This is a genomic window from Moritella sp. 28 (assembly GCF_018219435.1).
In the GTDB taxonomy this organism is placed as follows: Bacteria; Pseudomonadota; Gammaproteobacteria; order Enterobacterales; family Moritellaceae; genus Moritella.
Genome location: NZ_CP056121.1, coordinates 2,657,638 through 2,672,454, shown reverse-complemented (window position 1 = coordinate 2,672,454; position 14,817 = coordinate 2,657,638). Strand labels below are relative to the sequence as shown.

Below are 14,817 nucleotides of genomic sequence, written 5' to 3'. Positions count from 1 at the left end.
GAAAAGTGGGTATTTTGATTAATTTTGGCGTCATATACCCACCTTGAGTAATTATTCAAGGTTTTATTCTTAAAAACCTTCATTTATCTTTCTATCTTGTTGCCTCTGTAGCATTTTTATTACAAATATTAATGTTAGAATGCCCGCTTGAATAACCTCATAAGTTACTTTTTTAGCTAGACTTAATAAACCAAGATTTGAAGGATTGCTAGTATGTTGAATAAAACGCCTATTCCCGTGTTACTGGAAAACGTAATCAGCCTTGTAAAGACTAAAGTAGATGCAAAAAACAATACATTAGTCGAGCAGTTTGTCACTGCATTATATGCTGGGATGAGGCAAGAAGATCTCTCTTCGCGTAGTGATAGTGATCTGTATTGTGCTGCAATTAGTTTGTGGAACAGATTGAATAGCAGTAACAATAGTGGCCCCGATATTTGTGTTTACAATCCAGAGATCAGCCTCAATGGTTGGCAATCAACACACACGATTGTTGAAATCATTGTCCCTGATTCATCTTTCCTGACCGAATCTGTAATGATGGCGTTATCTCGACTTGGCGTAATTTCACATTTGATGTTACATCAGCCAATTGCTTTGAAACGAGATGAGAACGGCCGTGTAAATAAAATTTTAACAAATCCTAAAAATGCGAAAAATTTCACCTCAGAAACAGTATTTTTAATTGAAATTGATCGTCAAACAGAAAGCAAAAAATTAGATGCGATTAGTGCAGAATTAAACTCTGTATTAAATGAAGTTGCTTTAGCTGTTGGTGACTGGTCTCCAATGCAAGAGAAACTAACATCTGTAATCACAAGGTTATCTTCGAAACCTAAACAAAAAGGTATCGACTATTCTGATACGCTTAAATTCCTAAAGTGGTTGTGTGATCATAACTTCACTTTACTTGGCTATCGCCGCTACGATATTGAAGCAATAAAAGGTGATTACGTTATTACACCTGACTGTGATTCAAGCCTAGGCATCATGAAAAATTCGGTTAATAACAAAGGCTATGCCTTAGCAAATCTTTCAACTGACGCACGACGCGAAGTATTATCACAGAACACGCTTATCTTAACGAAGAGTGATGCGAAATCTCGAGTTCATAGACCTGCTAATATCGATTATATTGGCATTAAATTGTTTGATGAAAATAATAACGTTATTGGTGAAGAACGCTTTATTGGTTTGTATGCGTCATCAATTTATAATAGCAGCGCAATTGATATTCCGCTTATCAGCGATAAAATTAAACGTGTACTTGTTGCATCTGGTTATAACCCGGTAAACCACTCTTATAAAGCACTATTAAACATTTTAGAAACGTATCCACGAGATGAACTTATTCAATCAAGTGAAGCAGATATCTTACATTGTGCGCTCGGTGTTTTACACATGCAAGATCGCGATCAAGTTAAGCTGTTTGTGCGTAAAGACTTATTCGGCCGTTATTATTCTTGCATGGTGTATGTCACAAAAGAACGCTACAACACGTTATTACGTGAAAAAACACAGCAAGTGTTAGCTGACTACTTAGGTAGTGATAAAGAAGTTGAATTCAATACTTATTTCTCTGAAGGTAACATGGCTAGAACGCAATATATTGTACACGTTGATCCAAATGATAAAGAATTGAAAGTTAACTTAGCTGAAATTGAGCAAAACTTATCTGAAGCTGCTAAATCATGGAATGATAAGCTTAAAACTGCGATTGTAAGTCACTATGGTGAAGAAAAAGGTCGTTATTTATCTGAAAAGTATATTCACGCTTTCCCACAGTCATACAAAGAATATGTGTTACCAAGCTCTGCAGTCGCAGACATTATTAAGTTAGAAGTGCTGTCGGCTGAGCACAAGCTTGAAATGATTTTCTATCGTGCGCAAGAAGAGCAGCATGACTCTAATCACGTACGTTTAAAACTATTCCATAAAGATCACCCAATTCATTTATCTGATGTTTTGCCTATGTTAGAAAATATGGGCTTGAAAGTACTTGGTGAAACACCATTTAAAGTAAAGACTGCTGACGGTGATGTGTACTGGGTGCTAGATTTCACCATGCTTTACACGGGTGATAATGTGCTTGATACAACAGAGCGCAGTGCAGACTTTATGTCTACTTTCCATCAGGTTTGGGAGCGTCGTTTAGAAAATGATGGCTTTAACAAGTTGGTTCTTAAGACTAAGTTGTCGGGTCGTCAAATTTCGGTGCTTAGATCATACGCAAAATACATGCGTCAAATTGGCAATAACTTTAGCCAGGCATACATCGAGAATACGTTAGCCTCACTACCTGAACTAGCGAATAGTTTGTATTGTTATTTCCATCAAAAATTTGCAATGGACCAAGGGCCGATTGACAGCCTCGATATTATTGCAAACTTTGAAAGTAAGCTTGAAAAAGTAAATAATTTGGATGATGACCGTATTATTCGTCGCTTTATCGATTTAATCACAGCAACATCGCGTACGAACTTCTATCAAATAGATCCAAAATCAACCGCGACTGATCAAAGTAAAGCCTATATTTCGTTCAAATTTGAATCGTCATTAATTCCGGATATGCCGTTACCATTACCTAAATTTGAGGTGTTTGTTTATTCTCCACAAGTTGAAGGTGTCCATTTACGTGGTGGTAAAGTGGCCCGTGGTGGTCTCCGTTGGTCTGATCGACGTGAAGATTTCAGAACTGAAGTACTTGGTCTTGTAAAAGCACAGCAAGTTAAAAATACGGTAATTGTACCTGTGGGTGCAAAAGGTGGTTTTGTTTGTAAAGAAATCCAGCCAAGCCACAGCCGCGATGAAGTATTTAGTATTGGTAAGCAATGTTACCGTACATTTATCCGTGGTTTACTTGATATCACAGACAACATTGTAGAAGGCGAACTGGTTCATCCACAAAACGTACGCTTCTATGATGAAGATGATTCATACTTAGTTGTTGCTGCAGATAAAGGTACTGCTACTTTCTCTGATATCGCGAATGAAATCAGCGATGAATATAACTTCTGGCTTGGTGATGCGTTTGCATCGGGCGGTTCAGTAGGCTATGACCATAAGAAAATGGGTATTACAGCGAAAGGTGCTTGGGAATCTGTTAAGCGTCACTTCCGTGAAATGGGTATTAACTGCCAGGAAGAAGAGTTCACTTGTATTGCCGTCGGCGACATGGCTGGTGATGTATTTGGTAATGGTATGCTGTTATCTAAAAGCACCAAGTTAATCGCTGCATTTAACCACATGCATATCTTTATTGATCCAAATCCAGATTGCGCAACAAGTTATGCAGAACGTGATCGTTTATTCAATCTGCCTCGTTCTAGCTGGACTGATTATGATCGTTCGATCATGTCTAAAGGCAGTGGTATCTTCTTACGTTCAGCAAAAGCTATCACGCTAACACCAGAAATTAAAAAGATGCTTGGTACAAAGGTGTCACTTATGACACCAACTGATTTGATTAAAGCTATCCTAACATCACAAGCTGATTTGTTGTGGAATGGTGGTATCGGTACTTACGTTAAAGCAACATCAGAAACAAATAACGATGTAGGTGACCGAGCTAATGACCACGTGCGTATTAACGGTAATGAACTGAACGTTAAGATTGTTGGCGAGGGTGGTAATTTAGGTTGTACTCAACTTGGTCGTATCGAATATGCTAAAAATGGCGGTCGTATTAATAGTGACTTCATTGACAATGTGGGTGGTGTAGATTGCTCAGATAATGAAGTTAACATTAAAATCTTGCTTAACAGCATTGTAAGTAATGGTGATTTAACTCGTAAGCAGCGTAATGAGTTATTGTATTCGATGACAGATGAAGTATCTGAAATTGTATTGAACAACGCATACAAGCAAACCCTATCTGTATCGGTTACTCAAACACGTGCAGCAGAACAGTTAAAAGAACAAATTCGCTTTATGCAAATGCTTGAGCGCTCAGGTAAGTTAAACCGTCAACTTGAATTTTTACCAAGTGAAGAAGAGTTGGCAGAACGTTTAGCTAAGAACGAAGGCCTAACGCGTCCAGAACTTTCAGTGTTACTTGCTTACGCTAAAATGCAATTGAAAGAACAGCTTAATTGCCCAGAAGTATTCGAAGACGAATTTTTATCTGAACTACTTATTATGGCATTTCCACAGCTACTACAAGGCAAGTACAAAGATCAGATGCAACTTCATCCGTTGAAAAATGAAATCATTGCGACGCAACTTGCCAATGATATTATTAATGACATGGGGATGAACTTTGTTGGTCGTATGCAAGATGAAACTGGCTCTAGTATAGTTGAAATTGCAAAATGTTTTGTTATCAGCAAACATGTTATCGGTATGGAAAACATGTGGGATGTTGTGACTGGGCTCGATAATCAGCTTGATTCTGAAACACAACTAGATATGTTATTTGAAAGCCGTCGTTATATCCGTCGTGCCGTTTGTTGGTTAGTTCGTTACCGTGACCGTAACATGAGCATTGCAGAGACGATTAATTTCTACAAACCTATCTATGATGGTATGAAAGAAAATACAGAAGAAGTCCTTGTTGATGCAGACAAAGAAAAACAAAATATACGTATCCAAGGCTTGGTTGAAAAATCTGTGCCGAGTGCAATTGCAAACGAAATTGTACATCAGAACACGTTATTCTCGGCGTTTGATATTGCTGATGTTTGTAAACAACACCAAGTACCGATGTCATTAGTGCAGCATATTTTCTTTGCGTTAGGTAATAAGTTGCAGTTACATGACTTTATGCATCAAATTAACTTGCAACCCGTTGCTAACCATTGGCAAGCGCTTGCAAGAGCAGCATTTCGCGAAGAGCTTGCGCTACAACAACGTAGCTTAACATCTGTGGTGTTATCTACTTGTTCATCAACAGGTAAATGCGATATAATCATAGACGAATGGTTATCTGAACATGATGTGCTTGTTGTTCGTTGGCTGCAAATGTTGGCTGATTTTAATATGAGTTCTTCGCATGAATTTGCTAAATTCTCCGTTGCGTTACGTGAATTGAATTTACTTCACTTAAGCTGCCGTAATGCGAGTTAATGGATAAATTAGTGTTTACGTATACACTCAATTAAAATGATTTAATTATGAAGCACTGTTGATACAGTGCTTTTTTATGAGGAATAGAAAATGTTATATCGTATTGCACGTGAATTTTTGTTTATGCAAGACCCAGAAGTAGTGCATGAAATGACAATTAAAGGGTTAAAATTAACTGGCTCTACTCCTTTAAGTTGCTTATATTCGCAGAAATTACCGAGCAAACCAGTCACTGTAATGGGGCTGAAGTTTGATAACCCTGTTGGTTTAGCGGCTGGCCTAGATAAAAATGGCGAGAGTATCGATGCTTTTGCCGCAATGGGTTTTGGTTTTATCGAAGTTGGCACAGTGACTCCGCGTCCACAAGCTGGTAATGATAAACCGCGTATATTTCGAATTGTAGAATCGGAAGCGATCATTAACCGAATGGGTTTTAACAATGCAGGTGTTGACGCACTTGTTGAAAATGTAAAAAAAGCCAACTATAAAGGTATTTTGGGTATTAACATTGGTAAAAACAAAGATACGCCAATCGAAAAGGGGGATGAAGATTACCTGATTTGTATGGATAAGGTTTACCAATATGCGTCTTATATCACCATTAATATCTCATCACCAAATACGCCTGGATTACGTACACTTCAGTATGGTGAAGCACTTGATAGTTTATTAAGTTGTCTTAAAGAACGTCAGGCTGAATTAACTAAAATACACGAGAAATACGTACCGTTAGCGGTTAAAATTGCACCAGATTTAACCGATGAAGAGCTAGCGCAAGTTGCTGAGTCATTAGTAAAATATAAAATGGATGGTGTAATTGCGACGAATACAACGTTAGACAGAACATTAGTGCATGATATGCCACATGCTTGTGAAGCGGGGGGGTTAAGTGGTCGTCCTGTTCAGCACGCGAGTACTGAAATCGTACGTAAATTAGCAGTGTTGCTTGATGGTCAACTACCTATCATAGGTGTAGGTGGTATTGATTCTGTTGTCGCAGCAAAAGAAAAGTTCATTGCGGGGGCAGAATTAGTTCAGGTATATAGTGGATTTATCTATAAAGGCCCTAAATTAGTTAAAAACATTGTAAAAAGTTTGTAACTTTTAGCTTGGTTTTCGTCTATATTTCTGATATGGGTATTTACTTATGGATAGGGTGTAGTTAAACTACCTGAAGAGTTAATTACATTACTGGTATCAGGATGTTACTAGAACCAAGCAACAAGTGGTATTGGCAATACGACTGCGCAAGTCAATTCATCGTCATTCAATTATCCGATGGGCTTGCGATGTCTTGCCATTTAGATAAACGAAACATGAATAGCTTGTGTAAAGGCCGAATCAATTTTTGCGCCGAGGATTCAAGCTATTATTACTATTTCTTAGAATCACTCAAAGATTTAGCACTAAGTGTGCCTGCAAAAGTACAAATTGCATTGAACGGGGTGACTAATTTACGGTTTCATAAAGTAAAAATGCCGCAAAGCTGGTTCTTTGAATATAATTATTCTGATGACAAGTTTAGTACGGGCGACGTTATTACTTTATCGTTAAGGGGTGATAATGTTCAGTTTGTTATTTTAGAAGCTGATGATCGTGTTTCAACGTGTATGTTATTAGAAAGTAGCGTGCAACTTTCTGACTCTAAAACGTTAAATCAGTTTGATGTTATCCGAGTAATGAATGATCGTGTTAAACTACAGAATACAGTAGAAAAAGCGCTAACAGATGATTCTTTTTCCTACGTTCAGATCATGGCATAGCATAATCTATCAATAATCCCCCGTTTATCTAATAATTTCCTCAACATTACTATGCGACTATAATGCCGCGTGGTACAATTCGCCCCCATTAATAATCACATTCCTTACTTTCTTTCTACTAGAAAGTATCTCGAAATAATATAGGCTTTCAAATTGACTACAATCAACACTTATTTTGCTTCTTCTCCGAAGGGATTGGAACTTCTACTTAAAGAAGAGCTAATTGAACTTGGCGCACAGGATTGCCGTGAAACCATGGCTGGTGTTTCATTTAAATCGACTCAATTAACAGCGTATAAAATTTGTTTGTGGAGCCGCTTAGCATCTCGAGTGACCTTGCAATTAAAAACATTCAAAATCTTCGATGTATTAGATCTATACCTTGCGGTATCAGGCATGCATTGGGAAAAAATATTCGATCTTGATAAAACTTTTGCCGTCTCTTGTTCTGGTACCAATGACAGTATTCGCGATACACAGTTTGGTGCGTTGAAAGTTAAAGATGGTATTGTTGACCGCTTCACTAAAAGCATGAGCGACCGTCCAAATGTCGCTAAAAATGATCCTGATGTACGTATTCACCTACACATTCGTCGTGAAGAAGCGACGCTTTCTCTTGATCTATGTGGTAATGGTTTACATCAACGTGGTTACCGTCAAGGTACTGGTGCGGCACCGCTAAAAGAAAATCTAGCGGCTGCAATTATCAAACGTAGTGGTTACACGGATGGTCTACTTGTAGATCCTATGTGTGGTTCTGCAACATTACTTATTGAAGCTGCATTAATGGCATTAAAAGTACCGGCTGGTATTTTACGTTCACGTTATTGTTTCCAACAGCTGAATGATTTCGATCAATCAGGTTGGGAAGAACTGGTTGCACAAGCTAAATACCAAGCACGTAAAAATATTGCGAACAGCGATCTTAAAGTATACGGTTTTGATAAGAGCTGGCGTGTACTTGATCAAGCAAGAGCCAACGTACGTGCAGCAGGCCTAGAACACATTATTGAATTAGAAACTGGTGACGCTAAAAACCTTGTTAACGATTTCACCAGCGAAGGTACATTAATTTGTAACCCTCCATATGGTGAGCGTATGGGTGAGCAACCTGAACTTATCGTGTTACACCAAGTATTAGGTGAACGTCTGAAAAGTGAATTCTCGGGCTGGAATGTTGCATTCTTCTCATCAAACCCAGATTTACTCTCACGTTTAGGCATGCGTGCAAACAAGCAATACAAATTGTTTAATGGTTCATTAGAATGTTTCCTTAAGCTTTACCAAATTTCATCGATTGCGCGTCAAGCCAAGGCACACGTTGAAACACAAATGACCCCTGGTTTTGCCGAAGACTTCCGTAACCGTTTAAAGAAAAATATAAAACAGTTAACGAAGTGGGCGAAAAAAGAGCAAGTTAACTGCTACCGTCTCTATGATGCGGATTTACCTGAATATAATGCTGCTATCGATTTATACGGTGATTGGATAGTTGTACAAGAATATAAAGCACCGAAAGACGTACCAGAGCAAAAAGCCAAACAACGTATCATGGATATTGTTGCTGTTACGCTTGATGTGACTCAAATTGATCCGAACAAGCTTGTATTGAAAGTTCGCCAAAAACAAAAAGGCAGTAACCAATACGAAAAAATACAACAAGTTAAGTCAGTGTTTACGGTAAGTGAATATGGTGCTCAATTTGAAGTGAACATGAAAGACTATTTAGATACGGGTCTGTTTATAGATCACCGTTTAACACGTCGCATGGTTGGTCAAATGAGTGCGGGTAAACGTTTCTTAAACTTATTCTCATATACAGGCAGTGCAAGTGTTCACGCTATTTTAGGTGGGGCTGAATCATCAGTAACTGTTGATATGTCGAATACTTACCTTGATTGGGCAAAACGTAACTTTGCGTTAAACAACATCAGCATGCGTAAGCACGAAGTTGTACAAGCAGACTGTCTCGCTTGGTTAGCACGTTGTGAAGATAAATTTGACCTTATTTTTATTGATCCTCCAACATTCTCAAACTCAAAGCGTATGGAAGACAGCTTCGATGTAGAACGTGATCACATACAACTGTTTACTTGGTTAGAGAATATTCTATCTGCACGTGGTGAAATTGTTTTCTCTAACAATAAACGTAACTTTAAGCTAGATTTTGAAGGACTCGAAAAACTGGGCCTTAAAGCAACCAATATTACTGAAAAAAATCGTTCTAAAGATTTCGCGCGTAACAAAAACATCAGTAACTGTTGGCTTGTTGAACGAGTAGCATAATGACTAAATACGCGTTCTATACCACAGAAGGTTGTCACTTATGTGAACAAGCTTGGGAACTGGTGACAGCTCAACACTTGGTCAGTGAAATCACACAAGTAGAGATCATCCATGATGAAGATGACATCGCCCGTTATGGTATTCGTATTCCTGTTATTAAGAACAAGGTGACTGATAAAGAAATTGGTTGGCCATTTGATTCTGAAGAATTGGCTGACTTTATCGCACAAGACTAATTTACGTGACTTTATCCGAGTGGATTCTCAATTACAGGTTAATTGTTAACGCTCGGATTTTTTCTATTTTACAACTTTATGTTAGAATCTATCTAACTGCTTGTTTCAACATTACCTATAATGGTTTTATTTTTGAAACAATTGAATTTTATATTGAGGAATTATCGTGGCTGTTATCACGTTACAAAATGCATGTTTAGCCTTTGGCGACTTACCATTATTAAACCATGCCGATGCTGTATTTGAACGAAAAGAACGTGTTTGTCTTGTAGGCCGTAATGGTGCAGGTAAATCGACAATGATGAAAGTTATTGGCGGCGAAATTCAACTTGACGATGGTGTCCTTAGAATTGAACAAGATGCAGTTGTTTCTCGTTTAGAGCAAGATCCACCAAAAGTAAGCGGCGTGACAATCTTTGATTTTGTTGCGGGTGGTCTAGCGGACATCGGTCAAGTACTAAAAGATTACCATCACCAAGCGATCCTTGTTGGTGAAGATTACAGTGAAAAAGCATTAAACAAATTGATGCGTCTACAAGAAGAACTTGATAACCGTAATGGTTGGGAGTTTGAACAAAACATTGAACAAGTACTTACGCGTTTAGATTTAGAAGCTGACATGTTACTTGATGATTTATCAGGTGGTTGGTTACGTCGCGCAGCATTAGCGCGCGCACTAGCAAGCAAACCAGATATCCTATTACTTGATGAACCAACGAACCACTTGGATATTGAATCTATTCTTTGGTTAGAAGAGTTCTTAAAAGATTTCGCCGGTACAATCATTTTCGTAAGTCATGATAGAAGTTTCATTCGTTCTATGGCAACACGTATTATTGATATTGACCGTGGTAACTTAATGTCTTTCCCTGGTAACTATGATGAATATCTAGTAGGTAAAGAAGAAGCATTACGTGTAGAAGATGAACAAAATGCATTATTCGACAAGCGCCTAGCGCAAGAAGAAGTATGGATCCGTCAAGGTGTTAAAGCACGTCGTACACGTAATGAAGGTCGTGTTAAAGCACTTAAAGAAATGCGTAACGAACGTAGCGAACGCTTGAACGTACAAGGTAAAGCGAAAATTACCGTTGATGAAACATCACGCTCAGGTAAACGTATCTTTGAAGGCGAGGACGTATTCTACGCTTACGAAAACAAGAAAATCGTTAACGACTTTACCTTTAACATTATGCGTGGCGATAAAATTGCATTCGTTGGTCCAAACGGTTGTGGTAAGAGTACATTAATCAAGTTATTGCTTGAAGAATTACAACCACAAGCTGGTATCATCAAATGTGGAACTAAGTTAGAAGTGTCTTACTTCGATCAACATCGTACAGAACTCGATCTTGAAAAAACAGTAATAGACAATTTAGCTGACGGCAAACAAGAAGTCGTGGTTAATGGCAAACCGCGTCATGCACTCGGTTATTTACAAGACTTCTTATTCCACCCACAACGTGCGCGTACACCAGTTAAAGTACTGTCTGGTGGCGAACGTAACCGTCTGTTGTTAGCAAAATTATTTCTAAAACCATCTAATCTTTTGATTATGGATGAACCAACCAATGATTTAGATATCGAAACATTGGAACTTTTAGAAGAATTACTTGCCAATTATCAGGGTACGTTATTATTAGTAAGCCATGACCGTAACTTTATTGATAACACAGTAGAAAGTTGCTGGATGTTTGATGGTGAAGGTAACATCACTAACTTTGTTGGTGGTTACCATGATGCTAAGAATCAACAAGCAAATACGCAATCTATATCAGCAAAGCCAAAGGCAAAAGCTGAGGTAGTTGAAAAGCCAGTAAAACAAGAAAAACCAGTTAAGGCTGTTAAAACAAAGAAACTGCCTTATAACATTCAAGTTGAACTTGATAAACTGCCTGCAAAAATGGAACAACTTGAAGCACTAGTTGAAACTTTGCAAGCTGAAATTAATCAACCTGATTTCTTTAATAAGCCTGCTGACGAAACAAAAGCAATGCTTGAAAATCTTGCGAGTAAAGAGCAAGAACTAGAGACTGCATTTTCGCGTTGGGAAGAGCTTGAAGAAATGAAAGGCTAAGGAAATCTAAACATAATGCTTTTAAAAAAGACTAAGCTAGCAGGGATTATTAGTCTCGTATTGTGTACAACTGCGGTGGCTTCAACTACCGCTATTGTTGTAGACAGCAGTGGTGCTCACGACTTTGGTCCATATGTGTCAGCAATGGACACGTCAAGTGCTGCTACTGGTACGATGACCAGCGCGACGTACACTCAGAAATATGCACAACAATTTTCATACGATATTGGTGCGCCTTGGACATATAACGAATATTGCGTTTCTGATTCTGATGTGTGTAAGATGTTCTGGAATGGTACAAAGACAGATAATAGTGATGGCCTATTCGTTTGGCGTCGTAATATCTTAAATACCTATGGCGATTACAATGGTTCTTATGAATCAGAAACGACGAGCTCAGTAAACACAATTGAAGTGTCTCCTGCCAGTTTACCCCTATCACGTAAAATCACGGCGTTAGATGGCGCAGTGGAAGTTGGTTATGGGACTTCAGCAGGCAAGATTGTTCGACGTGGTTATTATGGTACAACATCGCTTTTACCAGAGTTTACTGAAAATGGCGGTTTTAGTTCTGCGTATGATGCCGCAGATATCACTGTTACTAAAAGCGGTACTTCGACTACTTTCAATAACAAACTAATTGTTGGTCAAGCAAGTGTGCAGTGGTCAAACGCTGATGATACTGGTCGTTTTAATCGCTGTTTTAATTCAGCTGCTAATGATAGCCGCACGGATTATGATCAACTATATAATTGTCCTGGTTTTGATCTACAAGCAAGCTTTTGGGATGAAACAGGCATTACAGCTTCATACCTTACTGGTAAAACGAATTGGTTAAGTACGGGTAGCTACGCAACGTTTATTGCTAATGCTTATGCGATTAACACATCCGGCTTTGCCGTTGGTTTTTCTACGCAACAGATTTACCAATCGACAAGTGGTGGTCGTGCTCGTGCAACCATATTCAAGCCAACTGTTGAATCAGCTGATGTGCTTTCTTATAAGATGACTGAAATCACAAAACCTAAAACGGATGCGGGTGATGATTATAATGAGATCATTCGTGATACCGTTGCGATTGATATTACAGATAAAGTTTATGTTTCAGCTAGTTCGTCATTTGCTACTGCAGATGGTACAGATAGTGACTCTCAAGCATTCATTGTTGTTGGCAACCGTACCTATAACCAGCTTCAAAACAGAAGTTATGCAACTGAGTTTTTTACTTATGATGTAAAAACACAAGAAACACGTTACCCATTCAAGACCAACCCTATTAAAGGTGCGAGTTCACAGGTGAGTAAAATCAATAATGACGGTATCGTTGTTGGTTGGCGTGATGATCGAGGGGAAACATCACCAACAGCACAAGGTTCTCCACGTTTTCAAAGTGCATTTATCTATGACTACAAAACTAAAAAATCAGCATATTTAGATGATTTGTATTGTAAAGGTATGGATGACAGTGATGTTAAATACAGATTTGCTAACGCGATCAGTATTAGTGATCCTGACGCCAATGGCAATGTAGTTGTCGTGTCTAATGCTTTCGATTATAAGAACATTGATAACTATAAGAATAGGCTCGGGTCTACTCCTGTCGTATTAACGATGACAATCAGTGCGGATGAATTGGCTAATTTGTCCACGACATCACAGTGCCCTATCAACACTGAAGAAAACTATTCACGTAGTGGCGGTAGTATGAATTGGTTCATATTGTTACCAACTATGTTGCTTTTATTCCGTCGTTTTAAACGTTAAACGCTAAATATTACGCTTTGTTTCATAAAGCCGCAGTAATTTCTTTACTGCGGCTTTTTTTATTTGATTTGTCGAATATCTTAACCTATTACTTAATAGAGACTTGGAAAGTCTCAAGTTTAAGTTAAACATTTTTTGAGGAATCTAGAATGAAGAGACAGAAACGAGATCGTTTGGAAAGAGCATATTCGAAAGGTTATCAAGCAGGAACAGCAGGTAGGTCGAATGAAGTTTGTCCATTTCAAAGCGCAGATTCGCGAGGTCAGTGGTTAGGTGGTTGGCGTGAAGCACAAGAGATCCGAAGTACAGGGCTCTTCATAAAATAATAAACACATAGTAAACACAAAGAAACCCCGTTGGCCCGCTGCTAACGGGGTTTTTCTGTTTAATAGCTCCGTTATATCTTTAAATCACTCATTACATTTTCTATCCAGCACCATCGAGGATAGCAATGGTGTTGGGTGGGGGAGTTTTAACCTAAAAATAGCAAATTAAGTATTAAAATTGAGTGTCGATAAGATTTACAATTAATAAATATTTAGGTAAGAAAAAACATTAGATAAATCTAATGCGTTGTTTCATTTAACAAAAAAATTATGGGCACACTACTTGCTGTAGGATAGTAGCCAACCGCAATTATCGCCACAATATTTACGAGAAATGGCAATAAAAAGCGGATTTACCTAGGAGCGTGAAATGAAACATATACTCTGTAAATCATTATTAGCGAGTACTATACTCGTAACCACATCTGCTTATGCAGTGCCTGTGGACCTTGATTTTTCAAACCCATATAACGTGAACTTTGATACGAACCCTTATTGGGACCCCTCTCATCCGGCAACAACAGATGGGGTTGTTCACTATACGAATGTCGGTATGAGTGGTGGTAACACTATTGATGCTAAGGTTACAGCTACCGTCTTTGGTGGTTATGTACCTGATTTCCAGATCCCAAATTATGAGAGTACAAGTGTTTCCGAACCAAATGGGGATCATGGCTTTCTTTATCGTCGAGATTCTTCAATACCGATAGGTCAAGCAGTAACTGGTGGACTAGAATTTGTTTTCGAATTATTTGATGGTTCCGGTGGCCTAACTAATACTTTTACAAATCCAATAACTGCCGATGAATTGAATATTATTGCTTATGACGTGGATGGCGAGCCACAACAAACGGAAAACTTACGGGTATTTAAAAGTGACGGCTTAATGTCCTATATCACGGGTACTAACCCTGCAAGTTTAGTCGCTACTGATATGGGGGCGAGTATTCTCTTTGAAGGTCCGGGTACTAACTTTAGTGAAACTGATACAACAGGCGCTGTGTTATTAAATTTTGCTAATACAGACAGCTTTACGTTACGATTTGAATCATCAACGATAGCTAATAATTCTTCTTTAGATAACCCTATTTTCAGTGCTATTGATGGGGATTTATTTATCCAATTTCAAGGTCCACCAGTAACGGTTCCTACACCCATTTCAGTTACATTATTGGGTCTTGGTTTAGTCGGTCTTGGTCTATCAAGAAAAAGAAAAATAGCTTAATGTTATATTTTCAAAATCCCCTGTATCAAGAGGAAGTTATTTTATCTTACGAAAAACATAGCGTTCCAATATCTAC

Annotated in this window: 9 protein-coding genes; all 9 read left to right on the top strand. The window is 38.3% G+C overall.

Going from position 1 to position 14,817, the window contains the following annotated elements; genetic code table 11:
• Nucleotides 1-213: 213 nt before the first annotated feature.
• The 9 genes from HWV02_RS11960 to HWV02_RS11920 all read left to right on the top strand — a co-directional run bounded on the left by HWV02_RS11960 (nt 214) and on the right by HWV02_RS11920 (nt 14,741).
• The gene (locus HWV02_RS11960) at nt 214-5,064 is read left to right on the top strand and encodes an NAD-glutamate dehydrogenase (RefSeq protein ID WP_211687918.1); all 4,851 of its coding nucleotides are present in this window, start codon (nt 214-216) and stop codon (nt 5,062-5,064) included.
• 90 nt (nt 5,065-5,154) lie between these two features.
• The gene (gene pyrD, locus HWV02_RS11955) at nt 5,155-6,165 is read left to right on the top strand and encodes a quinone-dependent dihydroorotate dehydrogenase (RefSeq protein ID WP_211676047.1); all 1,011 of its coding nucleotides are present in this window, start codon (nt 5,155-5,157) and stop codon (nt 6,163-6,165) included.
• A gap of 101 nt (nt 6,166-6,266) precedes the next feature.
• A complete protein-coding gene (locus tag HWV02_RS11950) occupies nt 6,267-6,827 on the top strand; it encodes a cell division protein ZapC domain-containing protein (RefSeq protein WP_211676046.1) in 561 nt (186 codons plus the stop codon).
• Between the two features lie 153 nt (nt 6,828-6,980).
• The gene (gene rlmKL / locus HWV02_RS11945) at nt 6,981-9,113 is read left to right on the top strand and encodes a bifunctional 23S rRNA (guanine(2069)-N(7))-methyltransferase RlmK/23S rRNA (guanine(2445)-N(2))-methyltransferase RlmL (RefSeq protein ID WP_370629405.1); all 2,133 of its coding nucleotides are present in this window, start codon (nt 6,981-6,983) and stop codon (nt 9,111-9,113) included.
• Nucleotides 9,113-9,349: a glutaredoxin family protein gene (locus HWV02_RS11940; RefSeq protein ID WP_211676045.1), complete on the top strand. Its 237-nt coding sequence runs from the start codon at nt 9,113-9,115 to the stop codon at nt 9,347-9,349. The genes rlmKL and HWV02_RS11940 overlap by 1 nt, the downstream gene beginning before the upstream one ends.
• A gap of 166 nt (nt 9,350-9,515) precedes the next feature.
• Nucleotides 9,516-11,426, top strand: a complete 1,911-nt coding sequence (locus HWV02_RS11935) for an ABC transporter ATP-binding protein (RefSeq protein WP_211676044.1) — start codon at nt 9,516-9,518, stop codon at nt 11,424-11,426.
• A gap of 15 nt (nt 11,427-11,441) precedes the next feature.
• A complete protein-coding gene (locus tag HWV02_RS11930) occupies nt 11,442-13,190 on the top strand; it encodes a DUF3466 family protein (protein ID WP_211687916.1) in 1,749 nt (582 codons plus the stop codon).
• Nucleotides 13,191-13,339: 149 nt separating this feature from the next.
• Nucleotides 13,340-13,516 (top strand): ribosome modulation factor, encoded by a 177-nt coding sequence (rmf, locus tag HWV02_RS11925; protein WP_067049208.1) that lies wholly within the window; start codon nt 13,340-13,342, stop codon nt 13,514-13,516.
• Between the two features lie 370 nt (nt 13,517-13,886).
• On the top strand, nt 13,887-14,741 hold the full coding sequence (locus tag HWV02_RS11920; protein WP_211687914.1) for a hypothetical protein: 855 nt from the start codon (nt 13,887-13,889) through the stop codon (nt 14,739-14,741).
• The last annotated feature ends 76 nt before the right edge of the window (nt 14,742-14,817 follow it).

Bases quoted from the DNA above. Each gene is read 5' to 3' on its own strand.
- HWV02_RS11940 (WP_211676045.1), top strand. From the start codon at position 9,113: ATGACTAAATACGCGTTCTATACCACAGAAGGTTGTCACTTATGTGAA.
- HWV02_RS11930 (WP_211687916.1), top strand. From the start codon at position 11,442: ATGCTTTTAAAAAAGACTAAGCTAGCAGGGATTATTAGTCTCGTATTG.
- pyrD (WP_211676047.1), top strand. From the start codon at position 5,155: ATGTTATATCGTATTGCACGTGAATTTTTGTTTATGCAAGACCCAGAA.
- rmf (WP_067049208.1), top strand. From the start codon at position 13,340: ATGAAGAGACAGAAACGAGATCGTTTGGAAAGAGCATATTCGAAAGGT.
- HWV02_RS11960 (WP_211687918.1), top strand. From the start codon at position 214: ATGTTGAATAAAACGCCTATTCCCGTGTTACTGGAAAACGTAATCAGC.
- HWV02_RS11920 (WP_211687914.1), top strand. From the start codon at position 13,887: ATGAAACATATACTCTGTAAATCATTATTAGCGAGTACTATACTCGTA.
- HWV02_RS11950 (WP_211676046.1), top strand. From the start codon at position 6,267: ATGTTACTAGAACCAAGCAACAAGTGGTATTGGCAATACGACTGCGCA.